This window comes from Arthrobacter sp. 3Tela_A (assembly GCF_049311025.1).
Lineage (GTDB): Bacteria > Actinomycetota > Actinomycetes > Actinomycetales > Micrococcaceae > Arthrobacter_B.
Map to the genome: position 1 here is coordinate 16712 of NZ_JAXIOM010000021.1, position 25098 is coordinate 41809.

The following is a 25098-nucleotide window of genomic DNA, read 5'->3' on the forward strand; positions in this document are numbered from 1 at the left end:
TGCCGTCCGAATCGTTATGAAGGCTGCTTTGCTGCCAGCACCTGGGCTGGAAGCTGTGCAGAACAGTCTACGAATCCGGTCATTGGAGCGAGCCACGGTGGTCCACAGAACGGGACGACCTGCCGGTGGAAGCACAATTACGGTTATTTACCGAGTTACGGGTATTTACCGCTGGTGCAGTACCACTCTAGCACCATCTCGGTCCACGCCAAGCCGCAGCACACGCCAATTCCCGGCGGTTTGCCCGCTGAGGTGCGCAGTAATGAACGCTTCCGCAGCTTCGGCCTGCTCAGCACCGGCCGCCAGTGTCATCACTGTGGGTCCGGCACCGGAGACGACGGCGGCAAAGCCGGCCGCGCGCAGCGCCGCGATCAGCTCAGCACTGGGCGCCATGGCCGGCGCACGGTAACCCTGGTGCAGGAAATCCTCTGTTCCTTCGCGCAGCAGCGACGGGTCCGAGGTCAGGGCCTGCATCAGCAGCGCTGCCCGCCCGGAGTTCGCGGCGGCGTCGCGGTGCGGAACCATGGCGGGCAGCAGCCCTCGGGCGCTCTCGGTGGAAAGTTCCGTCGCGGGAACGGCGGCAACCGGAATGATGTCCGGATGCACTTCGGCCTTGACGGAGCGGAACACGCCGTCCTGTTCCCAGGAGACAGCCAGCGCCCCGGCAAGAGCCGGAGCCACGTTGTCCGGATGGCCTTCCAGCGCGGAGCACGCGTGCAGCAGTCCGGCCGCGTCCAGGCGTGCGGATTCAGGCAGCAGTGCGTTGCCCGCCAGAACCCCGGAGACGATCGCGGAGGCCGAGGATCCCAGCCCGCGGCCGTGCGGAATGATGTTCTCGCAGTCCAGCTCAAGCCCGCGGACGTTGTACCCCGCACCGCGCACGGTATCCATGATGGTCCGGGCCACCAGATGGGTTTCATCCGTGGGCAGCACCGCTTCGCCTTCGCCGCTCACGCGCACCCGGACCCCGTCAGAGTCCGTGGTGCGCACGCGCACGGTGTCGTACAGGGTGACGGCCAGGCCCAGGGAATCAAAGCCCGGGCCCAGGTTGGCGCTGGTTGCCGGAACCCGGACGCTCAGCTCCTGCCCGGCAACTACCAGTGTGCCCGGAGCCGCATCTGTTTGGATTTCCACCTGCATACCCGGCTAGCGGGCTTCAGCGGGGGCGGACTCTTCCAGCCCCAGGGCAGCGGCGACGCTGACGACGTCGAAGTCCACCTTGGTAGGTTCAACATCGGATCCGTCTGCGGTGCGAAGGGCCCACTGCGGGTCCTTCAGGCCGTGGCCGGTGACAGTGATGACGATCTTCTTGCCGGTGGGTGCCTCACCCGCTGCGTGCTTCTTCAGCAGGCCTGCGACGCCGGCTGCGGAGGCCGGCTCCACGAAGACGCCCTCACGGGAGGAGAGCCAGCGGTGCGCTTCGAGAATCTCGGTGTCCGAGACGGCTTCGATGAGCCCGCCGGATTCGTCGCGGGCGGCGATTGCCTGGTCCCAGGACGCCGGGTTGCCGATGCGGATGGCAGTGGCGATGGTGTCCGGATCCGTGACCGGGTGGCCCTTGACCAGCGGGGATGCGCCTTCGGCCTGGAAACCCCACATGACGGGGGTCTTGGTCGCTACCGGTGCCAGCTCGGTGCCGGCCTGGTTGGTCCACGCCTGCGCATACTCCTGGTAGCCGCGCCAGTACGCGGTGATGTTGCCGGCGTTGCCGACCGGGAGCAGGTGGTAGTCCGGAGCGTCGCCCAGGTAGTCCACAACCTCGAAGGAAGCGGTCTTCTGGCCTTCGATGCGGGCCGGGTTCACGGAGTTGACCAGGAACACCGGGTAGGCCTCGGCGAGCTTGCGGGCCACTTCCAGGCAGTTGTCGAAGTTGCCGTTGACCTGGAGCAGCTGGGCACCGTGGGCGATTGCCTGGCTGAGCTTGCCCATGGAGATCTTGCCGTCCGGCACCAGCACGGCGCAGGTGAGCCCGGCCTGGGTGGCGTAGGCAGCGGCAGATGCACTGGTGTTGCCCGTCGAAGCGCAGACAACGGCCTTTGCACCGGCTTCCACTGCGGCGGTGATGGCCATGGTCATGCCGCGGTCCTTGAACGAACCGGTGGGGTTCATTCCTTCGACCTTGAGGTAGACCTCGTTGCCGGTCAGCTCGGAGAGTGCCTTCGCATGAACCAGCGGCGTTCCGCCTTCACCGAGGGTGATGACTTCGGTGTTCTCGGTTACCGGCAGACGTTCGGCATATTCGCGGATAACGCCGCGCCATTGATGAGCCAAGGTTCTAGACCCCTTCTACCCGCAGGACGGATGTAACTGAATTGATGACGTCCAGGCCCTTGATGGCCTCGACGGTGGCCGCCAGTGCGGCCTCGGACGCCCGGTGGGTGACAAAGCGCAGTTCGGCGCTGGCGCCGGCTGCGTCGCTGTGGCTCTTCTGGCGCATGGTCTCGATCGAGACGCCGTTTTCGGCGAAGACCCGGGCGACGGCGGAGAGGACCCCGGGTGCGTCTGCCACGTCCAGCCCAATGCTGTAGCTGGTGGTGACCTTCTCCAGCGGCAGGGGCCGAACGTGCCCGGAAGCCGCTTCCACTCCCATGTGCCCGCCCAGGACCAGGCGGCGGGCGACAGTTACGACGTCGCCCATCACGGCCGAAGCAGTGGGCGTTCCGCCGGCTCCCTGGCCGTAGAACATCAGCTCGCCGGCATTTTCGGCTTCAACGAAGACAGCGTTGAACGCCCCGTGCACCGCTGCGAGCGGGTGCGTGCGCGGGAGCAGCGTGGGGTGGACCCGCACGCTGACGCCCTCGGCGCCGTCGGCCTCCAGCTTTTCGGCGATCGCCAGCAGCTTGATGACAAATCCCGCGTCTTTGGCGGCGGCGATGTCTGCCGCCGTAACGGATGTGATGCCCTCGCAGGACACGTTGGCCATTTCGAAGGTGGTGTGGAAGGCAAGGGAAGCCAGGATCGCGCCCTTGGCCGCGGCGTCGTGCCCTTCGACATCCGCGGTCGGGTCGGCTTCGGCGTATCCGAGGCGCTGTGCCTCGGCCAGGGCGTCGGCGAACTGCGCGCCGGTGGAGTCCATGGCGTCGAGGATGTAGTTGGTGGTGCCGTTGACAATGCCCAGGACCCGGGTGATCCGGTCTCCGGAGAGACTGTCGCGGATCGGGCCGAGGATCGGGATGGCTCCGGCAACTGCAGCCTCGTAGGCCAGGCGGACACCGGCGGCGTCGGCCTTTTCGTACAGCGCAGCCCCGTCGGCGGCAAGCAGCGCCTTGTTGCCGGTTACCACTGAGGCGCCGTGGCCGATCGCGTGCAGGATCAGCGTGCGGGCCGGCTCCAGGCCGCCCATCAGCTCGATGACGATGTCCGCGGATTCGACCAGCGCTTCAGCGTCGGTGGTGAAAAGTTCACGGGGAAGGTCAACGTCGCGCGGGGCGTCGGGATTGCGTACCGCAATGCCGGCCAGTTCGAGCTGCGCACCGGTGCGCGCCGTGAGGTCAGCGGCGTCATTCAGGAGAATCCGGGCTACCTGGGATCCCACGTTGCCGCAGCCCAGCAGGGCCACCTTGAGGGTCTTCATTGCTTTGCGTTCTCCTATACCGGTCATGAAACGTCCCGCGCCAGCAGGTCTTCTTCGGTTTCGCCGCGAATGATCAGCCGCGCAGCGCCGTCCCGGACAGCCACGACGGGCGGACGGGCGATGTAGTTGTAGTTGCTCGACAGCGCCCAGCAGTAGGCGCCGGTGCCGGGAACGGCCACCAGATCTGAGTGGTCAACGTCCGAGGGCAGATAAACATCCCTCACCACTATGTCCCCGCTCTCGCAGTGTTTGCCAACCACGCGCGACATAACCGCGTCATGTTCGGAGCTGCGGGAGGCCAGGACGGCGGAGTAGTCGGCGTCGTAAAGCACCGGGCGGGCGTTGTCGCTCATGCCGCCGTCAACTGAAACGTAGCGGCGCTCCGCGGTGCCGCCGTCGGCGGTGTCCACGCGAACGGTTTTGACGGTCCCGGCACGGTAGAGCGTGAACGTGGTCGGTCCCACGATCGCGCGTCCGGGTTCGATCGAGATCCGCGGGACGGCAATGCCGAGGTCCGCGCAGGTACCGGAGACAACCGCAGCCATTGCGGCAGCGATCTCCGCGGCCGGGCGCGGAGTATCCGCTTCGGTGTAGGCGATCCCGTAGCCGCCGCCCAGATCCAGCTCAGGAAGTTCGACGCCGTGCTGCGCCTTGACCTCCGCCAGAAAACCGAGCAGGCGGCGCGCGGCTTCCTCGAATCCTGCGGGGTCGAAGATCTGCGAGCCGATGTGGCTGTGCAGGCCCAGCAGCCGGATGCCCGGGTTCTGCAGTGCTGCTGCCACGGCAGCGGCAGCCGGGGAGGTGCCGGTTTCCGGGTCGGCGGCCATGGACAGGCCGAACTTCTGGTCTTCGTGCGCGGTGGCGATGAACTCATGCGTATGGGCATGTACTCCGGGAGTCAGCCGCAGCATCACGTTGGCCTGGACGCCGCGGTCCTGTGCAATGGCGCCCAGCCGGTGCAGTTCCGGCAGGGAGTCCACCACAATGCGGCCCAGTTCCATGTCCAGCGCACGGTTCAGCTCGGCGTCGGACTTGTTGTTCCCGTGCAGGCCCAGCATGGCACCGGGAATTCCCGCGCGGGCGGCAACAGCCAGTTCACCGCCGGAGCAGGTGTCCAGCCGCAGCCCTTCCTGTGCCACCCAGCGGGCAATTTCAGTGCAGAGGAAAGCCTTGCCGGCGTAGTAGACATCCACTCCCCCGCAGGCATCGGCGAAGGCCGCGTCAAAAGAGTCCTTGAAGTCGCGGGCGCGGGCCCGGAAATCGGCTTCGGAGACAACGAACAGCGGCGTGCCGAACTCAGCGGCGAGGGCTGAGACCGGAATGCCGGAAATCTCCAGCTCGCCGTCCTCGCTGCGCTGCACGTCGCGCGCCCACATGCCAGGGTGCAGCGCGTTGGGGTCTTCGGGGAAGCTGAGCCACTCAGGAGCCAGCAGGGAAACGCTCATGAATTCCTACATCCGTTCCGGTGCGGAGACGCCCAGCAGGTCCAGTCCGTTGGCAAGGACCTGCCGCGCGGCAGAGTTCAGCCACAGGCGCGTGCGGTTCACATCTGTGACCTCTTCGCCGTTCTGCGGTGCGATGCGGCAGGCGTCGTACCAGCGGTGGTAGGTGCCGGCAATAACTTCCAGGTGGCGTGCAACGCGGTGCGGCTCGCGGAACGTGCTCGCCTGGGCCACCACGCCGGGGTACTGGCCCAGCGCAGCCAGCAGGGCGCTCTCGGTCGGGTGGGAAAGCAGGGAGGCATCGAACGCTGAATCATCCACCCCGGCGGCCTCGGCATTGCGGGCCAGGGCGTAGGTCCGGGCGTGGGCGTACTGGACGTAGAAGACCGGGTTCTCGTTGCTGCGCTTGGTCAGCAGGTCCAGGTCAATGTCGATGTTCGAGTCGGCAGAGAAGCGGGCCAGGGTATAGCGGGCAGCGTCCACGCCGACGGCATCAACCAGGTCTTCGAGCGTGACCACGGTTCCTGCTCGCTTGGACATGCGTACGGGCTTGCCGTCCTTAACCAGGTTCACCATCTGGCCGATCAGGACCTCAACGCACTCAGGGTCGTGGCCCAGTGCTGCGGCGGCGGCCTTCAGCCGGGCAACGTAGCCGTGGTGGTCTGCGCCGAGCATGTAGATGTTCAGGTCGAACCCGCGCTCGCGCTTGTTCTGGATGTAGGCGATGTCACCGGCAATGTAGGCGGCGTTGCCGTCCGACTTGATGACAACCCGGTCCTTGTCGTCGCCGAACTCGGTGGAGTTCAGCCACCAGGCGCCGTCCTTTTCGTACAGGTTCTTGGATCCCTTGAGCTTCTCGAGCAGCATTTCAACCTGCCCGTTCTCATGCAGGGAGTCCTCGTGGAAGTACACGTCGAAGTCCACGCCGAAGTTGTGCAGGGACTCCTTGATGTCACCGAACATCAGGTCCACGCCGATCGCACGGAAACGCTCCTGCGCCTCGGCCTCCGGCAGTTCCAGGATGTCGGGTTCAACCGCGAGCACGCGTGCGGCGATGTCCTCGATGTACGCACCGGCGTAGCCGTCCTCGGGAGCCGGCTCGCCCTTGGCGGAGGCCAGCAGGGAGCGGGCAAAACGGTCGATCTGCGCACCGTGGTCATTGAAGTAGTACTCACGGGTGACCTCTGCGCCCTGGGATTCGAAGACGCGGGCCAGGGCATCGCCGACGGCGGCCCAGCGGGTTCCGCCCAGGTGGATCGGACCGGTGGGGTTGGCGGAAACGAACTCAAGGTTGATCCGGGTACCGGAAAGCGCGTCCGAGCGGCCGTAGGCGGGGCCCGCTTCAACGATTGCCTTGGCCAGTTCGCCGGCGGCACCGGCGTCAAGCGTGATGTTCAGGAAGCCCGGTCCGGCAATGTCCACCTTGGCAACGCCGTCGATCTTCTCCAGCCGTGAGGAGAGGATTTGTGCGAACTGGCGGGGGTTCATGCCCGCCTGCTTGGAGAGCTGCAGTGCAATGTTGGTGGCCCAGTCACCGTGGTCCCGGTTCCGCGGCCGCTCCACGCGGACCTCGGAGGGAAGCTCGATGCTGAATTCACCCGCATCGATGGCGTCTTTGAGGCGGGCAGTTACGGCAGAGGAAAGTTCTTCAGGAGTCACCGGTTAAGCATAGCGGGGCGGCACACCCGGGCCTTATTCCCGCCGTTTGCGTCACCCGGATTGCCACCCCGGGCGCGAATGTGTCCTGGCGCACAGCAGGGCACCGAACGGCACACAGCGGCGTTGATGGGTTGTAATAAGAGGGGAAGACCCGCCTGCAATGAAGGAGCATCCGTGAATTCCAAGAAACCGCTGCTGGCTGCTGCCGCCGGTCTCGCACTGCTGGGAACCGCCGGCTGCGGATCCGCCGGGACGGCCCAGGACAGCGCTGTCGATGAGGCTTCCGGCACCCCGTCCGCCGCCCCTGCTGCGGGAAGCCGCGAGTTCCAGGATGGCGAGTACACCGCCACCGGTACCTACATCCCGCCGTCGACCAGCCGGGAAGAGGTCAAGGTCACCCTGTCCCTGCAGGACGGAATTGTCACTGAACTCGAAGTCTCCACTTCGGGAAACCATCCAACGTCCAAGGCGTACCAGCGCGAGTTCACCGGCGGCGTGCAGGACGAAGTGGTCGGAAAACCGATCGATGAACTGAACGTAGACAAAATCGGTACTTCCTCACTGACCAGCTCGGGCTTCAACAAGGCGCTGGACGCCATCATGAACGAGGCTGCCCGCTAGAGGCCAACCGTGGAGTCCTGGGCATTCGAAGCGATTGGCACGCAGTGGGAAATCAGCGCCGAGGCACCCCTCGACGCCGATACCCGTGCGGCCGTTAGCGTGCTTGTCTCCGATTACGACCAGGCGCTCTCCCGTTTCCGCACCGATTCGGTCCTGTCCGGGCTCTCACGCGGTGAAGGCACAGTAACCCTGCCCGGCTACACGGCGGAGTTGTTCTCGCTCTTTGATTCCCTGGACCGGCTGACCGGCGGGCGGATGAACCCGCTGGTTGGGGGTTCGCTTGAGCTTTTGGGCTACGGCCCCGGCTACCGCCTGACGCCCCAGGGGCAACCCTCCGGCGCCCCTGCCTGGCGGGAGGCAGCGCGGTGGGCAGCCGCAGGTTCCGGGGACGTTCGGCTGACCCTGGACCGCGCCGCGACCGTGGATGTTGGCGCGGCAGGGAAAGGCCAGCTGGTGGATCTCGTCTGGGAGCTGATCACCGGACGCGGCTATGCTTCGGTTGTGGTTGATGCCGGTTCCGACATGCGTCATTCGGGGCCGGCCGGCCTCCGCGTCGCCCTCGGGCACCCGTACGACTCCACCCGGGCAATCGGCGTCGTCAGCCTTCAGGGACGTGCCCTGTGCGCCTCCGCGACCAACCGCCGGGCGTGGGGCGAGGGCCTGCACCACGTCCTGGATGCTTCCACGGGCACTCCGGTCCGGGCCGTAGCTGCAACCTGGGTGCTGGCGCAGGATGCCATGACGGCAGACGGCCTGGCCACAGCACTTTTCCTTACTGATCCTTCCTCCCTCGCTGCCGAGTTCGATTTCGACTATGTGCGGATGTTTTCCGACGGCAGGGCAGAATTCTCATCCGCAATGGCTGGAGTCCTTTTTTCATGACCGTATCCCTGAGCACTCCCTCCGCACGGCTGCAGCGCCTGCTCGGCAAGATGAGCATGTACCGCATGCTCCTAGTGCTGCTGCTGGCCATGGCGGCGTGGTCCTTTGTGCTCTCCTTCACTGGCGCATTGTTCTACACGCCGGCTGAGCTGGCGGCAACGCTTGCCACTGCCGTGGTCTCCACGCTGATGGCCAGCCGGGTCATGGGGCTGCTGTTCCGGACCTTCCCCCAGACAGACTCGGCGCTGATTACCGGCCTGCTGCTGTTCTTCCTGTTCTGGCCCACCACGGAAGGCGCCCAGCTGGGCTGGATCGCACTGGCCGCGCTGGCTGCCACGGCCTCCAAGTACCTGCTGGTGTGGCGGAAGCGCCACATTTTCAACCCTGCGGCGGTAGGTGCCTTCGTTATGGGCCTCACCGGACTGACCGCTCCCGTCTGGTGGGTTGCTGCTCCGCTGATGCTGGTGGCAGTGGTGCCGGCGGCATTACTGGTGCTCTACCGGAGCCGGCTGCTGCCAATGGCCGGAGTTTTCACCGCCGTGGCCGCCGGGATTACGATGGCACGTTTCGCTGCCGCGGGAGAGCCGGTCCTGGAAGGCCTCGCGACTGCCTTCACCTCCTACCCGGTGCTCTTCTTCGCAGGCTTTATGCTGTCCGAACCGCTCACCCTGCCGCCGCTGCGCTGGCAGCGGCTGGCGGAAGCCGCCGTCGTTGGTGTCCTGTTCTCGGCTCCGCTCTCGGTGGGACCGGTCTTTATGTCCCCGGAACTGGCCCTGCTGATCGGCAACCTGCTGGCGTTCGCGGCGGGGCAGCGCGGCGGTATTGCGCTGCGGCTGCGCTCTTCGCGGGAGCTGACGCCGAGTTCACGCGAGCTGGTGTTCGAACCCGAGCGGCCGCTGCGCTACACCGCCGGGCAGTACCTTGAACTGAGCCTGCCGCACCCCAGCCCGGACGGCCGGGGTCTGCGGCGGATCTTCAGCCTCACCTCTGATCCGGCGGATCCGAACACCGTGTCCGTGGCCCTGCGTGTCTCAGAGCCGGGCAGTTCCTTCAAGACGAAGCTTCTGGGCCTTAAGCCGGGGGCACGCATCTCAGCGACCTCCGTGGGCGGCGATTTCCAGCTCCCCCGAGACGCTTCACGCAAGGTTCTGATGGTGGCCTCGGGAATCGGCATCACCCCGTTCCTCAGCCAGCTGCGGTCCCCGGACGCAGCAGGCCGGGACATTGTGCTGGTCTATGCCGCCTCGTCGGTGGAGGAACTGGCCTTTGCAGTGGAGCTTTCCGAGCTTGGAGCCCGCGTGCTGGTGTGCACTCCTGCCGATCCGCTGATTGCTGGATGGACCTGGCTGGGCGCGGGCCTGCCGGATGCCGCTGCCCTGGCCAAGGCCGTGCCCGACGCCGCTGAACGCATCGCCTTTGTGGCCGGTTCGCCGTCGGCCGTTGCTGCTGCCCGCAGCGCCCTCAAGGGTGCCGGTGTGCGCCGCGTCCACACCGATCCGTTCCTGGGGTACTAACCTCTTCCTTTCCGCCGAGAGGCCAGTTACGGCTCTTTTGAAGGCTGAAACGAGCCGTAAGTGCCCTCTCGGCGGGCGGGAAACGTAAATGGTTTCCGGGCACCGGCCAGAACCTGCTAAGCTTCTTTAGTCCCTGCAGGACACACCGGTTTACCGGTGTCCCGCCCTCGTAGCTCAGGGGATAGAGCGGTTGCCTCCGGAGCAACAGGCCGTAGGTTCGAATCCTATCGAGGGCACCAAACCTGCAGGGAAAACCCCGCTGCCGTAACGGCAGCGGGGTTTTTTGTGTCCTTTTCCAGACCTAGAAGCGGATTGCGTCAATGACCTTCACCCGCACTGCCACCAGCGCCGGGATCAGCCCGGCCAGCGCTCCCACGGCAGTAGCCGCGCCCAGCCCCAGCAGGGCCGCCTCGATCGGGAAAGGCGGCAGCTCGGCGATACCGAACGCGATCTGGCGCTGGACCACCGGCAGTTTGGCCACGGCAATGGCGGCCATGACGCCGACCAGTCCCGCAACGAAGGTCGCGACCACGGATTCGAGCATGACCCCGAAGAAGATCCTGCCCGACGTAGCACCGAAGCTGCGCCGGATTCCTATCTCACGCACCCGGTATTTCACCGTGACCATGGAGATGTTCAGCAGCCCTACGGCTCCCAGGAGCAGCACCAGTCCGGCGATGCCGCCGACAACCAGCTGGATTCCGCCAAATGGGTCGCCATAGGCCGCATAATCTGCGCGGTAGACGTCAACCTGCATGGCAGGGAACTGCGCGGACAGATCCGAAACGATAGCTGCCTGCAACGGCTCGGCGATTCCCTCCGGCACCCACAGCTCCAGCATCGGCACGGTGTTCGTATCCGGTCCGGAGCCGGCCACCGCCCGATCGTAGGCGTCCGAAAGCATGTAGGCCGAGGGGGGTTCATCCGGCCAGAGATTCCGGCGGACACCGGTAACCACAGCGTCCAGCGGCGCCCCGGTCGATATCTGAACCACGGGATCAACCGCCAGGTCCGGGGAACCCAGCCGGGCGTAGAACGCCTCGTTCACGATGACAGCCGGCGCCAGCCGCTGGGCGTCTGTCTCGCTGAACCATGACCCGGCGGTGAGGTTCACCCGGCGCATCACGCCGTAGTCGGCGTCGACCACAGAGGTTTCGGCCTGCAGCACACCGTCCGGGAACTGGAAGGGAACCGTCGTCCGGAGGTTCAGGGACGCGTATTCGACTGAATACCGGTCCACCAAAGAACCGTAGGCCTGACGCAGCGGCGCCGGATCCGAGAAGTTCCCGTCCATTGGGTACGCGCTCACGTTCAGTGTGGCCGGACGTCCGCTGCTGACCTCCTCCCCCTGCTCCATCGCTTCCCGGGACATGTCCGCCAGCGCGACGACGGTAGTCAGGGAGGCCACGGACAGGGCAACACCGATGAGGGCCAGCAGAACACGGGTCTTGTGGGTGCGCAGTTCCGCCCACGCCTCAACCAGGGAGCCTGCGATGCCGGAGAGACTCATGCCGGCACCTCCGCGCCCGTTCGCAGGTGCCCGCGATCCAGTAGGTAGTGGCGGTGCGCAAGGGCAGCGACGTTCGGGTCGTGGGTGATCGTAATGAGCGCTGCACCGGACTCCCCTGCCACCTCAGCCAGCAGCGCCATGACGGACTGGCCGGTGACTATATCCAGTGCACCGGTGGGCTCGTCCGCGAGGATAAGCTGCGGGCCGCGGACCAGCGCACGGGCGATCGCGACGCGCTGCTGCTCGCCCCCGGAGAGCCGCTGCGGTTTCTCCTGCAGGCGGTTGCCCAGTCCTACCCGTTCAAGCATTTCGGCGGCCAGCTTTTCCCGCCGCCAGAAGGCGCGTCCCTTCGCGTACAGCAGGGGCGTCATGACATTTTCAAGGGCGGTGCGTTCAGCCAGGAGATTGAACTGCTGGAAGATGAAGCCGACGGCGGCGCCGCGCAGGACAGCGCGCTGGTTGCCTCGCATGCTCTCCACCGGAACCCCGTCGAATTCAATGGTTCCGGTGGTGGGGAGGTCCAGCATGCCGAGAATGTTCAGGAGCGTGGATTTCCCGGAACCGGAGCGGCCCACGATCGAGATGTGGTCCCCCTGACGGACGTCCAGGTCCACACCGCCGAGGATATGCAGCTCCTCGTTGTCCGGCAGCCGGACGGTCCGCGTGACACCGCGCAGCCGCACCAGGGGCTGGTCTTCCCCGGCAGCGGTCAGCGAAGGTCCGGGGAGAATGGACTGGGTCATCCGCCCATCGCCCCTGTCATGGCGAACTGCCCGTCGTCCTGTGCCGGGGAGCCGGGGACAAACTGCAGAACCTGCTCGCCCTCGGCAAGCCCTTCGGTGATTTCGACCTGCTGTCCGTCGTTGAGTCCCAGGCTCACTGCCCGCTCTTCCGGCGCTCCGGAAGCATCCTGGATTACCCAGACCACTCCGTTCTGCACCGCTCCGCGGACGGCTGTGGCGGGCACCGTGACTACGTTCTCCGCCTCGCCCGCGGTGATGTCCACGCTCGCCCCGAGTCCCGCGAAGACGGAAACCCCGGCAGGCACGGCGCAGCTGAACGTTCCCGTTGCTCCGCCGGCCGGCTGCCCTTCAGGAGAACCGGGTTCCTGGCCCGCTGCACCGTCGGCTGTCCCGCCGGTAGTGATGCTGCCGCATTCAAACGGTGCCGGGCCGCCGTTCAGGGAGACCGTGGCGGTCTGCGGACGGTCCAAGATGCGGAACTGCTGCTCGGTGCTGAGGGTTCCCTGCACCGAGAACGTTCCGGGAGCAACCGATGCGACATCAGTCCCGACGGTGACCTGCTGGTTCAGCAGGACCGGGAAATCCGTCAAGGTTCCCGACGCCGTCGCCACAATGTCTGCATAGGCGTAGAGCTGGACGGGTGCCGGCGGCGGAGCATCGTCATCGTCCTGCTGGGGAAGCGCAGCCGGCGGAGTCTCCACCGGCTTGCGGACCTGGAAGAGGCGGTCACCCTTGGCAACTGCCTGCCCCGCTTCCACATCGATGTACACCACGGTCCCGTCGCTGGTGCTGCGCACCTTGGCCGCAGGATCTGCAACCACGGACCCCTGTGCCTGGACCAGGTTGGTCACACTCGCGCGGGTAGCTTCGACCGTCGCCGTTTGCAGCGCAGCGGACGGCACAGGCGTTTCCGCCTCCGTGGAAAGACCGTCAAGAAAAGCCAGCTTGAACAGTGCTGCCGCAATGACGCCAAACACCACCAGCCAGAGAATTGGAAATACCAGACGCCGGGCAGCACCCATGCAGATCCCCCAAATGCATTCCGCTGCCGGCGTTGGCCGGGAGCGTATATGGTCCGGTTTCCGGGAACAGCGGGTGTGCGCTGGCCGGTTCCGGTTGATTTGGATGGACGCTACCAGCGCCAAACCTCCGACGACGGCGAATTGCCCCGCGCCGCGCCAAATCCATCCCGGGGGTGGAGCCGGTTCATCCCCGCGGCTAAATCCGGACCGCTGCTTCCCGGTCCGGAAGGGTCCGGACCGTCCGGCCATCGGCCGTAGGGCGCCATGACTACCAGGTCCGCGTCAGCGGCGGCGTCGAGCCCGTCCAGCATGCGGCCATGGCTATCTCCCACCGGTGTCCTCGGGCCGCCTCTGGCACGGCAATGCTCTCTGGGACGTGACCGGTCCCAGGGATCTGTCCCGGGACCAGAGCTGCCGGCCCCGCCGCTAGTCCCCGGCGTCCTCATTCGCGGCAGCGCCCTGCACGCTCTCTGCCATTCGGTCCCGGCGCGCATACAGGTCCCGGAGCAGGGCCACTTCTGCCAGGTGGTGGATCAGTTCCCGGTGGATATGAAGGACCAGCGTGGCCATCGGTGCCTCCGCCCATCCCCCTTCAGCGGGGCCCACGGGCCTGGCGAGGTCTTCCTCAGACAGGGCAGAAACGTGGCTGATCCACCTCTCGTAGTACTCATCCAGAAGGGCAAGGGCCGCGGAGGCACTCCCGGGATAGTCAAAGCTCTCATAGTCTGCGGGCGGACCATCAAAGTGGGAGGCATTCCGCTGCCCCAGGATGCCGGACAGGATGTGGGACAGCCGCCAGGCAATGGTGGTAACCGGAGGGGGATCCGGCTCTGGGTACGCCCAGTCGCAGGTGTACTCCCCGGACCCGGCCTGGACTGGCGCATCTCCGGCTCCCCGGGGCCGGACACTCCAGCACCCCTGCACCGGTTCCCAGAAGTACTCTTCATCAGTGAGACCCTCCAGCCGCGGCCTGGCCTGGTTCTCCCAATGCCACCGAAGCTGGCCGGACAGTTCTGTCCCCCAGTTCAGCTCCGGCTGCGGGGGACCGTGATGGACGTGGGACTCGGTGTTCTCCGTCATGGCTGCTCCTACGGGGCCAGTGCTGCTTCGTTACGTAAGTGCCCCCAGAATAGTTTTCATCCAGGACAGCTTCTGTCCGCATCCCGGAGTAGCTTTGGGAACATGCTCGAGACCTCAGCAAGGCTGCTGCACCTGCTCTCACTGCTGCAGCTGCGCCGGGAATGGACCGGGGCGGCTCTGGCCGAGCGCATGTCCGTCACGGAACGCACCGTGCGCCGGGACATCGGCAAGCTCCGCAGCCTGGGTTATCCCATCTCCGCATCCCCCGGGATTGCCGGCGGATACCAGCTGGGCGCCGGGGCCCGGCTGCCTCCCCTTCTCCTGGACGACGAGGAAGCGCTCGCCGTCGCCCTGGGCCTAACTGCCGTGGCTTCCGGTCCCGTGTCCGGGATCGGCGAAGCGTCCATCCGCGCCCTGGTCAAGCTGGAGCAGGTTCTCCCCGGCAGGCTGAGGCCCAAGTTCTCCGCCCTGCGGCAGTCCGTGAGCGTACTGGCAGGTCCGTCAGCGGCAGCATCTGCCGTCAATCCGGAGATCCTCACTGCCTTCTCTACAGCTATCTCAGAGCGGCGCACCGCCGCCTTCCGCTATCAGGCACTCGAAGCTGCCGAGGGGCGGCGCATCGTCGAGCCTTACAAACTGGTCAGCACCGGAAGACGCTGGTACCTGGTGGCGTGGTGCACCGAACGCCAGGACTGGCGTACCTTCCGGGTAGACCGCTGCCAGTCTGTACCGGTGCTCCGCGAGCGCTTCACTCCCCGCCCGCTGCCGGCCAAGGACCTCGCCGCCTACGTACAGGCGGCCATTACCCGCAGTCCCTACCAGTACGACGTCGTAATCCGCATTGCGGCCCCGCTGGCCTCGGTGGCCGAACAGGTTCCTGCCGAAGTTGCCGTGCTGGAGGCCGACGGTCCCGGGCACACCGTGCTGCGCAGCGGCTGGGACTCCCTGGACCAGCCGCTGGTCCGCATGGCGGGCATGGGAGTCGAGTTCGAAATCCTCGCGCCGGAAGAAATGCGTGAGCGTGCCCGCACCGCGGCGGGACGGCTGGCCCGCGCCGCCGGTGCTGTTCCGCCAGCGCAGAGCGCACTGTTTACAGCCCCAGCCCAGCGCACACCTCCACTGCAGCCTGCCCCCGCTGTTCACCGCAAGCAGGCGCTTCCGCCCACGCACTAGACTGGTGCCAACTATGGCACTGACAATCTCCTATCCCCCGCAGCTCCCTGTCTCGGAACGCCGCGAAGACATCATGGCCGCCATTGCCGCCAACCAGGTCACCGTCATTGCCGGTGCCACCGGTTCGGGCAAGACCACCCAGATACCGAAGATGTGCCTGGAGCTGGGCCTGGCGGAGAAGGGCCTGATCGGCCACACCCAGCCCCGCCGGCTGGCAGCCCGTACGGTCGCGGAACGGATTGCCGAGGAGCTCGACGTCGAGATCGGCGCGGAGGTGGGCTTCCAGGTCCGCTTTACCGGGGAGACCAGCCGGGACACCAAGGTCAAGCTGATGACCGACGGCATCCTGCTCGCGGAAATCCAGCACGACCGCAAGCTGAAGAAATACAGCACCATCATCATCGACGAGGCGCACGAACGCAGCCTGAACATCGACTTCATCCTCGGCTACCTCAAGCGCCTGCTGCCCGAACGCCCGGACCTGAAGATCATCATCACCTCCGCCACGATCGATCCGGAGCGGTTTGCCCGCCACTTCGCGGCGCCGGACGGCACCCCTGCTCCGGTGATTGAGGTTTCGGGCCGCACCTTCCCGGTGGAAATCCGCTACCGTCCGCTGAACCAGCCGGCCCTGGGCGCCCAGGAGGATGAGGACGACGAGCTCGAGGAGGACCGCGACCCGCTGGACGCTGTCTGCGACGCCGTCGACGAACTCTCCCGCGAGGCTCCCGGGGACATCCTGATCTTCTTCTCCGGCGAACGGGAGATCCGCGACGCCGCAGATGCCCTCCGCGGGACAGTCACCCGCAACCCGCGCCTGGCCAATACCGAGATCCTGCCCCTGTACGCCCGGCTTTCCCTGGCTGAACAGCACCGGGTCTTCTCCCCCGGCAAGCACCGCCGGATTGTGCTGGCGACCAACGTTGCCGAGACCTCGCTGACGGTGCCGGGCATCAAGTACGTGATCGATACCGGTACTGCGCGCATCTCGCGCTACTCGCACCGCACCAAGGTGCAGCGCCTGCCGATTGAGCGCATCTCCCAGGCATCGGCCAACCAGCGCTCCGGCCGCTGCGGCCGCGTCTCGGACGGCATCGCCATCCGGCTCTACTCCGAGGAGGACTTCGAAGCCCGTCCGGAATTCACCGATCCGGAAATCCTGCGCACCAACCTCGCGGCCGTGATCCTCCAGATGGCCGCCATGGGTGTGGCCCAGGGGCCCAAGGACGTAGCGGATTTCCCCTTTGTACAGCCGCCGGATCCCAAGGCAGTGAACGACGGCGCCCTGCTGCTCCGCGAGCTTGGTGCGCTGGCGCCCAAGGGCGGGATCACCGCCGTCGGACGCAAGCTTGCCCAGCTGCCCGTCGATCCCCGTCTCGGCCGGATGATCGTGGAGGCCGGGCAGCGCGGCTGCGTCCGTGAGGTTATGGTCCTGGCCGCGGCGCTGACCATCCAGGATCCGCGTGAGCGGCCCTCCAAGGACGATCCGGCCCGTGCGCAGAAGGCCGCTGAGCTGCACAAACGTTTCGTGGACGAGAACTCGGACTTCACCGGCTTCCTGAACCTGTGGCGTTACGTGCAGGAGAAGCAGAAGGAGCTTTCCTCCTCCCAGTTCCGCAAGCTGTGCAAGAACGAGTTCCTGAATTTCCTGCGCATCCGCGAATGGCAGGACCTCTTCGCCCAGCTTCGCCAGCTCGCCAAGCCGCTGGGCATCACGCTCTCCCCCGGCGAAGTGGATCCGGTCGGCAAGGAGAAGGACGTCCACATTTCCCTGCTCGCGGGCCTGCTGAGCCACATTGGCCTCTATGACCAGCGCAAGCGTGAGTACGCCGGTGCACGCGGCACCCGCTTTGCCGTCTTCCCCGGATCGGCCCTGTTCAAGAAGTCCCCGGACTGGGTCATGGCAGCCGAGCTGGTGGAAACCTCCCGGCTCTGGGCGCGGATCGCGGCCCGGTTTGATCCGCTGTGGGTGGAGGAAGTCGCCCCGCACCTGATCAAGCGCACCTACAGCGAACCGCACTGGTCCAAGCGCAACGGGTCCGTGATGGCCTATGAAAAGGTCACGCTCTACGGTGTGCCGGTCATTCCGCGCCGCAGCGTGAACTACGGCCGCATTGACCCTGCGCTCTCCCGCGAAATGTTCATCCGGCATGCCCTGGTGGAGGGCGACTGGCGCACCCACCACAAGTTCTTCCACCGCAACCAGGCGCTTCTCGCTGAGGTCGAAGAACTCGAGACCCGTGTGCGACGCCGCGGCCTGCGGGTGGACGATGAGACCCTCTTCGAGTTCTATGACGAACGTGTTGGCTCCGAGGTGGTCTCCGAACGGCACTTCGACAAGTGGTGGAAGCACGCGCGGCACGAAAACCCCGCGCTGCTGGACTTCGATCCGGATGCCCTGCGCACAGATGACGCCGCGGGACTGGACGAGAACGAGTTCCCCAAGACTTTCCGGTATGCGGACTTCGACCTGCCGCTCTCCTATGAGTTCACCCCCGGTGTTCCGGGTGCCAACGACGGCGTGACGGTCGAGGTGCCGGTCCTGTTCCTGAACCAGCTGGATCCCGAGCCGTTCCGCTGGCAGATTCCGGGCCTGCGCGCCGAGCTCATCACTGCGCTGATCAAGTCGCTGCCCAAGGCCGTGCGCAAGAACTTCATTCCGGCACCGGACGTGGCGCGTGCCGCTGCGGCAGCGCTGGCAGCCGACTTCGATCCGGCGTCGGACCCCCTGGAGCCGTCGCTTGAACTGGCCCTGCGGCGGCTGAAGGGGCACATCATTCCGCCCGGTTCCTGGAACTGGGACACGATCCCGGAACACCTGCGCATGCGGTTCTCCGTGGTGGACTCCTCCGGCCGCGTCCTCGATGAAGGCAAGGACCTGGCCGCCCTGCAGGAGTCGCTTGCCCCTGCCACGCGGCGGGCCATCGCCGATTCGCTCGGCGCCACACCCGGAACGGTAAAGCCCGCGCCGAAGGCTGCCAACGGCAATCCGGCGCGTGCCGGCGCTGCCGCCAACCAGAAGGCATCGCCGTCGTTCCGTGAAGAAACCGGCCTCACGCAGTGGAGTGTGGGCGCTGTTGAACGGCGGATTGACACGCTCGTTGCCGGGCATACCGTCACCGGTTATCCCGCCCTGGTTGATGAAGGATCCACCGCCGGCCTGCGGGTCTTCCAGAGTGCTGCCGAGCAGGAAGCTGCCATGCGCGGCGGAGTGATCCGGCTGCTTGCCCTGCGGGTTCCGAGCCCGGCGAAGTACGTGCTGGAGCACCTCAGCAATGCCGAGAAGCTGACCTTCAGCCAGAACCCGCACGGTTCTGTGTCGGCGCTTATCCAGGACTGCACGCTTGCTGCGATCGACAAGCTCACCCCGGAGGAACTGCCCTGGACACGCGAGGAGTTTGACGCGCTGTACGAGCGGGTGCGCGCCGACCTGATCGACACCGTGTTCACCGTGACGGCAATTGTGGAGAAGGTTCTTTCCGCTACCCGCCGGATCCAGAAGCAGCTGAAAGGCACCACGTCGCTGGCGCTGATTTCGGCGCTCAATGATATCCGTGCCCAGCTGGAGCAGCTGGTCTACCCCGGTTTTGTGGCGCGCACCGGCTACGCGCAGCTGGCGCAGCTGCCGCGCTACCTGGCCGGCATTGAGCGGCGGCTGGGGAAACTGCCCACCAACGTGCAGCGGGATTCCCTGAGCATGGCGGTGGTGCAGGGGCTGGAAGATGATTACGACGACGCGGTGGCGGCCCTGGTGCCCGGGCGCGGGACTCCTCCGGCGCTGGCCGAGGTGCGCTGGATGATCGAGGAGCTGCGGATCAGCTTCTTTGCCCAGGAACTGGGAACGGCCCGGTCCGTTTCTGAGAAACGGATCCGGACCGCTCTGAACCAGGCGCTGGCTCCGGCGTAGGCGCTGCCGGGGCTGCCGGGGCTGAGCCAGGGTCTCAGGTTGTTCCAGCCCGGGTCTAGGCCTCCGGGACGAACTCGCCGTGGCCGGCTGCGCGCAGTCCTTCGCGGAGCTTTTCGGCGTTCTCTGCCATCCTGTCCTGGTCGGGGTTGGTTTCTGCCCGGCTGAAGTCGAAGTCCTGCAGCGAGTTCGCGGGCCAGACGTGGATGTGCAGGTGGTCGATTTCGAAGCCCGCGATCGTCAGTCCGGCACGCTCAGCGCCGAAGACGTCCACCTGGACCTGGCCGATAGCCTGGGCAACGGCGGTCATCTTGGCCAGGAGGTCTGCCGGAGCGTCGGTCCACTTGTCGATCTCCTGCCGCGGGACCACCAGGGTGTGCCCGTCGGCGAGGGGGCCGATGCTCAGGAAGGCAACGACGTCGTCGTCCTTCCAGACAAAGCGGCCGGGGATTTCACCCTCAATGATCCTGGTGAAAAGCGTGCTCATACGTTCTCCTTGCTCGGGCTGCTGGCGGTCCCCGCCGGGCAGCTGCACACGCAGCGGGGGCGGAACGGGACGGCCGGTAAACATAGCTTTGACGCTACCCGTCTGCGGCGCCGCTTGCCACCGGCTGTCCGGGTGTGGAGGACCATTGCGACCACGAGCCGGGATACAGTGCAGCCTCGACGCCGGCCATGGCCAGGGCCGCGACCTGCGCCGACGCGTAGATCCCTGAGCCGCAGTAGGCTCCCACTGGTTTTGAGCTGTCCACTCCGGCTGCCTCAAAGCGCTGTTTGAGTTCAGGAACCAGCAGGTAGTGACCCTTGGCGTCCAGGTTCCCGGCCGCGGGAACGTTGATCGCTCCCGGAATGTGCCCTGCCTGCGGGTCGATGGGTTCGCTCTCGCCGCGGAATCGTTCGGGTGCCCGTGCATCGACGAGCACGCCGTTGGCTGCCAGTGCGGGTACGCCGTCCATATCAACGACGGGCATGTGCCCCCAGGACAGGTTTACCGAACCGGGCTTAGCGACGACCTGCCCCTTCTCCAGCGCTCCTCCAGCGGCCTGCCAGGCCTGCACGCCGCCGTCGAGCAGCCTGACGGTCTCGAAGCCGGCATGGCGCAGCAGCCACCAGGCGCGTGCTGCTGCGGCGCCTCCGGAGGCGTCGTAGGCGACTACCGTGTCGCCGTCGTGAATTCCCCAGCCCTGTGCCAGTGCGGCAAAGACCGAGGGTGAGGGCAGCGGATGCCTCCCTCCCGGCCCCGGGGGTGCGGAGAGCTCGGTGTCCAGGTCCACGTAGACCGCCCCGGGAAGATGTCCCTCGAGGTACCTGCGGTGTCCGTCGCTGCGGCCCAGTTCCCAGCGCACGTCCAGTACCCGTACCGGCTCTCCGGCGGTGAGTGCTTCGCGGAGTTCAGCTGCGCTGACGAGGATTTCAGTCACAGATCCACCACGTCTCCCGGTGCCAGCCGCTGGTAGCTCGTTCCGTACATGGCTCCGAACCGTTCCAGGTGTTTTTCCACCACCCCGCGGCCCTTTCCGTTCAGCAGTGCGTCATGGATCGGGTGTGCGGTTGCGGCTCCCACTGCGATGAGGAAGTCGATGACCTCACCCACCTTGGACCAGGGCGCGTGAATCGGTACCAGCAGCACCTCTGCTTTGAGGCCGTTCGGTACCGTGAACGAGTCTCCGGGGTGGTAGATACGCTCTTCGATCAGGTAGGCGAGGTTTTCAACCATCGGAATCAGCGGATGGATCAGTGCGTGCTGTCCACCGAAGGAGCGTACCGAGATTCCGGCGATTTCCTGCACAGTGTTGGGTTCGACGTCATGGATGCGGTCCTGTGCATTTTCTGCTGCCTCGTTGCGCAGTGATGCTGCCAGTGCTGCGGGTGCGTAGAGATGCAGGTCTGCGCGCTCGGCCAGGATGGGCAGTACCTGTTCCGTGTCGATATGGTCTGCGTGCTCATGTGTCAGCAGGATTGCGTTTGCGTCCCGCAGGGCTTCTTCGACCTCGGAAAAGTTTCCCGGATCCAGTACCAGGACTGATCCCTCTTTTTCGAAACGGACACAGGAATGCGTGTACTTGGTCATTTTCATAGGGTCACGATACTCCGGGACTGCTGCCGCCTTCGGGCAGGCCACGGTGTGCCAACGCTGATAATCTGGGGTCAGGTCCGATTCCCGTTAGCCCAGGAGGCTTCCATGTCAGCGCAGCCATCGTCCTCGCGGCGGACTGCCGAGCCCCGGGTTACCCGCCAGCGGCTCGCTGTGGGCCGCACTTTGGACTCTCTGGATGACTTTGTGAGTACCCAGGAACTCCACCGTCTGCTTCAGGACCGTGGTGAGAAGGTCTCACTGGCTACTGCCTACCGGATTCTGCAGTCCATGGCTGATGAGAAGCAGGTTGATGTTCTCCGTGGTGCTGATGGTGAGGTTCTGTACCGCCGGTGCGAGGCTGAGCATCACCACCACCATCTGGTTTGCCGTAACTGCGGCAAGGCTGTTGAGGTGGAAGCTCCTGCTGTTGAGAGCTGGGCTGCCCGTTTGGGCCGTGAGCATGGTTTCACTGATGTTGCGCACACTGTTGAGGTCTTTGGTCTTTGTCCGGAGTGTTCGCGGTAGCTGCTGGTCTCGTGATTCTGGAGCCGGTGTGCTTCCGGGGCTGGTTTGCTTCAGGGGTTGGCGGCTTCCGGGGTTGGCGGCTTCCGGGGTCCGTTGCGTGGCGACCGAACCGTGGCAACCGGCGCGTGGCAACCGCCGCGATTGACCGCGCTCTAGACTCCTGATCCGCCCGGACTTACTGCCGGCCTGACTCGATGATGGCCGACCGGGCTAAGCGCGCCCGCACCATGTGGACGGCGCCCATCCTCGGCGTCACCTACAGGTGCCCTCCACCTTGTTTCTCCTACTGAGCAGCGTCTTCTCGAGCTTTGTGATCCTCAGGAGTTCGGCGTCCTTGTCCCCCGTAACCATCGGCTCCGTATCCCGTGAAAAGCGGGTAAATCACCGGTAATCGGGGGTGTCCAAAGGGGCCGATTTTGGCCTCGGAATGTCAGTGGCAGCTGAAAGAGTTAGGGGTATGAACCGCTCCTCGGACACTGCGTTCTCCCGGTCAACTGACCGGGATCCGAACGGTGCGCCGGGTGTAGAACCGGATGAAGGATCCTCGACCTCGTCGTCACCCTCGTCGGGCTCCGGACCCTCGGTCCACCCGGCTCCAGGGACTTCGTCGGGCGCACGTACCGGGTTTCGTCCGGGCTCCGGACCCTCGGCCAGCCCTGGGCCTGAGACTTCATCGGGTTCGCATCCCAGGTTTGTTGCTCCCTCCAGTGCAGTGTTCTGTGCCGATCCTGCCTTGGCCGATGACACTCCGGTGGAAGTGCTTCCCGAGGGATTTGCTGGCAGTTTGTCGTTCCGTGGAGCCGAGTCCTTGGGCTATGACGAAACCGTGTCCGCACTCCATCGTCTGGGGATGCTGGTCTCCTGGGCGCAGGCTCAGCAGGCACGTGTTGCCGCCCGTTTGGAGGTCCTTTTCGCCCGGGACATTGCTGATGCCTCCGGACGCGAAGAACCAGCACTGGCCATGAGCCTTGCCGCCGCCGAGGCGTCCACGGTCCTGAACATCCCGCACATGACCGCGATGCAGCTCATCAGTGAATCCTCGAGGTTGTGTGCTGATGCGCCGGAGACCCTTACGCGTCTTTCCGAGGGGAAGATCGCACTCCAGCATGCCCGCATCATCCTTGAGGAGACCCATAACCTCCCTGCCCACGTCCCGGACGTGGAAGCCCCGACAGTGGACGGTGCCGGTGCCGATCCAGCGCCGACCAACGAGGCTGAAAACGCCTCGGCTGAAGACTCCGGCCAACTGGACCTCGGACTTGATGGCGAGGGCACGCAGTCCGGGGATGAGGGATCTGGCCCTGAATCTCCTAATGTCGCGCAGACAGGTGGGGACAGCGCCGACGCCACCGCCCCCGCCAAGACCGAGGGGCTCACCGTGCGTGCTGCGTTCGAACGCGATCTGCTTGCAGCGGCTGAAGGCAGGACTGCTGCCGGGTTCGGCCGGCGGGCCCGAAGGCTCCGGGAGTCCCGGTTCCCGGATCTGATTCCGGTCCGGCACCGTGAGGCGAAGGACAAACGCCGGGTGATGTTCCAGCCCCTGCCCGACGGGATGTCCTGCCTCAGCGCGATCATCGCCGCGGAGAAAGGCCAGGCCATGTTCGCAGCCCTCACCGGTGCCGCCAAAGCCGGCAAACGAGCCGGAGACCCGCGAACCATGGACCAGCTCCGCGCCGACACCCTCACCGAACTGCTCCTCGAAGGCGAACCAGTACCCACAACCACGGGCCCTGGTTCTGGTCCGGGTACTGCAGCGAGCAGTCAGGACGAGTCTGGCACCGGCACTCCCGCCAGCGATGGCTGCGGCTGCCGCGGAGCCACTTCCACCGGCACCGGCACTGCCACTTTCCCCGGCTCCCCCGGCACTGCCGCTTTCCCTGGCACAGGCACAGGCACTGGTGTTGGTGTTGGCACTGACACTGCAACTTTCGCCGGCCCCAGCACGGGCAACGGCACTGCCACTTTCCCCGGCTCCGGCCCCGGCCCCGGTACTGGTGTTGGTATTGGTACCGCTGGCGGCACTGCACAGGTGAAGCCCCTAGGCACTCCTACCGAGATCGGAAGCGAGACCGAGACCGAGACCGGTCCCGTTCCCGATTCCAGTGGACCGCTGGCCTCCACCCCTCGTACGAACCCGGGACCGAAACGGCCCCGTCGGGCCGAACGGCACCGGAACCGGAACCGGTCCAAAGTCCGCACCGAAGTCATGGTCCTGATCAACGCTGACACACTGGCAGGACTCGACGAGAACCCCGCTGAACTCAACGGTTACGGACCAATCAGCGCAGACACAGCACGAGCCATGATCCTCGAGGCCCTGCACTGGACACCACTGATCCAAGACCCGGCCACCGGCGAAATCCTCAATGTGGGTCGAACACGGCGTATCCCCGCAGGACTCAAACGCTGGCTCCAAGCCCGGGACGGAACCTGCCGATTCCCCGGCTGCTCAGTCAGCGTCACCCATGCCGAGATCGACCACACCACGCCCTTCTCCCATGGCGGACCAACAGACCATACGAACCTGGAACACCTCTGCCCCAAACACCACCGCTTCAAAACCCTCGGCCATTGGAAAGCCCGCCAACCCGAACCCGGAACCATCGAATGGGAGTCACCGACGGGACGCTCGTACGCCACCGGCGCCACGCTGGACTACCAGTCGAAACGGGCACCAGCCGGGTCTTCGTCTCTGGGACAGGAAACGCCGGGCCCGGATGACGATCCTCCACCGTTCTAGCCCCTCAAATGGTCTCAAACTCGAGGGTATGGGCCGGAGGCTCTGACTGCTGGCAGCGGTGGACAGTGAACCCGATACCAGAGGGCCCGGCCGGAGGCCCTGCCTGTGGCGGCGATGGACGATTGAGGCGCTGACCAGCTGGCCCCGCTCAAAGGCTCTGGCAGCGGAGGACGGTGAACCCCATAGCAGACGCCTGGGCCGGAGGCCTTTGCTGCCCCGGCGGTGGACGGTCGAGGCGCTGACCAGCTTGCCCCGCTCAAAGGCTCTGGCAGCGGTGGACGGTGAACCCCATAGCAGACGCCTGGGCCGGAGGCCTTTGCTGCCCCGGCGGTGGACGGTCGAGGCGCTGACCAGCTGGCCCCGCTCAAAGGCTCTGGCAGCGGTGGACGGTGAACCCGATACCCCACGGCCTGGGCCAGCAGCCATGACTGCCGCGGCGGAGGTCGGTGGGAGGACGGTCGAGGCCCTGACACCTGGCCCCGGCAGAAGGCCCCGGCAAAAAACCCGGCAGAACGCCTTGGCAGCTAGCATCCCGAATAGGGTCCCGAATGGGGTCCCGAGTAGGGTCCCGAATCATTCGATCCGAACGGCAGATGGCGCAACGGGTCACAGGTGGCACACCGAGCCAGGAC

At 65.9% G+C, this 25098-nt stretch carries 19 protein-coding genes and 1 tRNA gene; 8 read left to right on the top strand and 12 right to left on the bottom strand.

Annotation, left to right across the window (positions count from 1 at the left end):
* Positions 1-165: 165 nt before the first annotated feature.
* The 5 genes from thrB to argS are packed head-to-tail and all read right to left on the bottom strand — an operon-like array spanning position 166 to position 6675.
* Positions 166-1134: a homoserine kinase gene (gene thrB, locus TVC13_RS08280; RefSeq protein ID WP_422400742.1), complete on the bottom strand. Its 969-nt coding sequence runs from the start codon at positions 1132-1134 to the stop codon at positions 166-168.
* Between the two features lie 12 nt (positions 1135-1146).
* The gene (thrC, locus tag TVC13_RS08285) at positions 1147-2271 is read right to left on the bottom strand and encodes a threonine synthase (RefSeq protein ID WP_422400743.1); all 1125 of its coding nucleotides are present in this window, start codon (positions 2269-2271) and stop codon (positions 1147-1149) included.
* A 4-nt stretch (positions 2272-2275) separates the two neighbouring features.
* On the bottom strand, positions 2276-3574 hold the full coding sequence (locus tag TVC13_RS08290; protein WP_422400744.1) for a homoserine dehydrogenase: 1299 nt from the start codon (positions 3572-3574) through the stop codon (positions 2276-2278).
* 23 nt (positions 3575-3597) lie between these two features.
* On the bottom strand, positions 3598-5019 hold the full coding sequence (gene lysA, locus TVC13_RS08295) for a diaminopimelate decarboxylase (protein ID WP_422400745.1): 1422 nt from the start codon (positions 5017-5019) through the stop codon (positions 3598-3600).
* Positions 5020-5025: 6 nt separating this feature from the next.
* A complete protein-coding gene (argS, locus tag TVC13_RS08300; protein ID WP_422400746.1) occupies positions 5026-6675 on the bottom strand; it encodes an arginine--tRNA ligase in 1650 nt (549 codons plus the stop codon).
* Between the two features lie 174 nt (positions 6676-6849).
* Between argS and TVC13_RS08305 the strand changes: the two genes are divergently transcribed.
* The 4 genes from TVC13_RS08305 (at position 6850) to TVC13_RS08320 (ending at position 9931) form a co-directional block, all read left to right on the top strand.
* Complete coding sequence (locus TVC13_RS08305) at positions 6850-7296, top strand: hypothetical protein (RefSeq protein WP_422400747.1); 447 nt, start codon at positions 6850-6852, stop codon at positions 7294-7296.
* A gap of 9 nt (positions 7297-7305) precedes the next feature.
* Entirely contained in the window at positions 7306-8178 is an 873-nt protein-coding gene (locus TVC13_RS08310) for an FAD:protein FMN transferase (protein ID WP_422400748.1), read from the top strand.
* Entirely contained in the window at positions 8175-9692 is a 1518-nt protein-coding gene (locus TVC13_RS08315) for an FAD-dependent oxidoreductase (protein ID WP_422400749.1), read from the top strand. Before TVC13_RS08310 ends, TVC13_RS08315 begins: the two co-directional genes overlap by 4 nt.
* Before the next feature lie 163 nt (positions 9693-9855).
* Positions 9856-9931: transfer RNA gene (locus tag TVC13_RS08320), tRNA-Arg, on the top strand.
* 62 nt (positions 9932-9993) lie between these two features.
* On the opposite strand, the gene TVC13_RS08325 is transcribed toward TVC13_RS08320, so the two are convergent.
* The 4 genes from TVC13_RS08325 to TVC13_RS08340 all read right to left on the bottom strand — a co-directional run bounded on the left by TVC13_RS08325 (position 9994) and on the right by TVC13_RS08340 (position 14047).
* Entirely contained in the window at positions 9994-11202 is a 1209-nt protein-coding gene (locus TVC13_RS08325) for an ABC transporter permease (protein WP_422400750.1), read from the bottom strand.
* The gene (locus TVC13_RS08330; protein ID WP_422400751.1) at positions 11199-11945 is read right to left on the bottom strand and encodes an ABC transporter ATP-binding protein; all 747 of its coding nucleotides are present in this window, start codon (positions 11943-11945) and stop codon (positions 11199-11201) included. The genes TVC13_RS08325 and TVC13_RS08330 overlap by 4 nt, the downstream gene beginning before the upstream one ends.
* Entirely contained in the window at positions 11942-12967 is a 1026-nt protein-coding gene (locus tag TVC13_RS08335; RefSeq protein WP_422400752.1) for an efflux RND transporter periplasmic adaptor subunit, read from the bottom strand. Before TVC13_RS08335 ends, TVC13_RS08330 begins: the two co-directional genes overlap by 4 nt.
* 426 nt (positions 12968-13393) lie before the next feature.
* A complete protein-coding gene (locus TVC13_RS08340) occupies positions 13394-14047 on the bottom strand; it encodes a DinB family protein (RefSeq protein ID WP_422400753.1) in 654 nt (217 codons plus the stop codon).
* A 102-nt stretch (positions 14048-14149) separates the two neighbouring features.
* Here TVC13_RS08340 and TVC13_RS08345 point away from each other — a divergent pair, with 102 nt between their 5' ends.
* On the top strand, positions 14150-15220 hold the full coding sequence (locus TVC13_RS08345) for a helix-turn-helix transcriptional regulator (RefSeq protein ID WP_422400754.1): 1071 nt from the start codon (positions 14150-14152) through the stop codon (positions 15218-15220).
* 13 nt (positions 15221-15233) lie between these two features.
* Positions 15234-19127 (top strand): ATP-dependent RNA helicase HrpA, encoded by a 3894-nt coding sequence (gene hrpA, locus TVC13_RS08350; RefSeq protein ID WP_422400755.1) that lies wholly within the window; start codon positions 15234-15236, stop codon positions 19125-19127.
* Between the two features lie 55 nt (positions 19128-19182).
* On the opposite strand, the gene TVC13_RS08355 is transcribed toward hrpA, so the two are convergent.
* The 3 genes from TVC13_RS08355 to TVC13_RS08365 form a co-directional block, all read right to left on the bottom strand.
* Complete coding sequence (locus TVC13_RS08355) at positions 19183-19611, bottom strand: HIT family protein (protein WP_422400756.1); 429 nt, start codon at positions 19609-19611, stop codon at positions 19183-19185.
* A 94-nt stretch (positions 19612-19705) separates the two neighbouring features.
* Positions 19706-20545 carry a sulfurtransferase gene (locus TVC13_RS08360; RefSeq protein ID WP_422400757.1) on the bottom strand — a complete coding sequence of 280 codons (840 nt, stop codon included), beginning with the start codon at positions 20543-20545 and terminating at the stop codon, positions 19706-19708.
* The gene (locus TVC13_RS08365; protein ID WP_422400758.1) at positions 20542-21201 is read right to left on the bottom strand and encodes an MBL fold metallo-hydrolase; all 660 of its coding nucleotides are present in this window, start codon (positions 21199-21201) and stop codon (positions 20542-20544) included. Before TVC13_RS08365 ends, TVC13_RS08360 begins: the two co-directional genes overlap by 4 nt.
* Positions 21202-21306: 105 nt before the next feature.
* Here TVC13_RS08365 and TVC13_RS08370 point away from each other — a divergent pair, with 105 nt between their 5' ends.
* A complete protein-coding gene (locus TVC13_RS08370; RefSeq protein WP_422400759.1) occupies positions 21307-21726 on the top strand; it encodes a Fur family transcriptional regulator in 420 nt (139 codons plus the stop codon).
* An 826-nt stretch (positions 21727-22552) separates the two neighbouring features.
* Positions 22553-24466, top strand: coding sequence for a DUF222 domain-containing protein (locus tag TVC13_RS08375; RefSeq protein ID WP_422400760.1), 1914 nt, complete (start codon positions 22553-22555; stop codon positions 24464-24466).
* Positions 24467-25098 lie beyond the last annotated feature (632 nt).

Excerpts from the sequence above, each read along its gene's own strand:
- TVC13_RS08290 (WP_422400744.1), bottom strand. The coding sequence starts at position 3,574 with ATGAAGACCCTCAAGGTGGCCCTGCTGGGCTGCGGCAACGTGGGATCC.
- lysA (WP_422400745.1), bottom strand. The coding sequence starts at position 5,019 with ATGAGCGTTTCCCTGCTGGCTCCTGAGTGGCTCAGCTTCCCCGAAGAC.
- TVC13_RS08315 (WP_422400749.1), top strand. The coding sequence starts at position 8,175 with ATGACCGTATCCCTGAGCACTCCCTCCGCACGGCTGCAGCGCCTGCTC.
- TVC13_RS08325 (WP_422400750.1), bottom strand. The coding sequence starts at position 11,202 with ATGAGTCTCTCCGGCATCGCAGGCTCCCTGGTTGAGGCGTGGGCGGAA.
- TVC13_RS08330 (WP_422400751.1), bottom strand. The coding sequence starts at position 11,945 with ATGACCCAGTCCATTCTCCCCGGACCTTCGCTGACCGCTGCCGGGGAA.
- TVC13_RS08335 (WP_422400752.1), bottom strand. The coding sequence starts at position 12,967 with ATGGGTGCTGCCCGGCGTCTGGTATTTCCAATTCTCTGGCTGGTGGTG.
- TVC13_RS08340 (WP_422400753.1), bottom strand. The coding sequence starts at position 14,047 with ATGACGGAGAACACCGAGTCCCACGTCCATCACGGTCCCCCGCAGCCG.
- TVC13_RS08345 (WP_422400754.1), top strand. The coding sequence starts at position 14,150 with ATGCTCGAGACCTCAGCAAGGCTGCTGCACCTGCTCTCACTGCTGCAG.
- hrpA (WP_422400755.1), top strand. The coding sequence starts at position 15,234 with ATGGCACTGACAATCTCCTATCCCCCGCAGCTCCCTGTCTCGGAACGC.
- TVC13_RS08355 (WP_422400756.1), bottom strand. The coding sequence starts at position 19,611 with ATGAGCACGCTTTTCACCAGGATCATTGAGGGTGAAATCCCCGGCCGC.
- TVC13_RS08365 (WP_422400758.1), bottom strand. The coding sequence starts at position 21,201 with ATGAAAATGACCAAGTACACGCATTCCTGTGTCCGTTTCGAAAAAGAG.
- TVC13_RS08370 (WP_422400759.1), top strand. The coding sequence starts at position 21,307 with ATGTCAGCGCAGCCATCGTCCTCGCGGCGGACTGCCGAGCCCCGGGTT.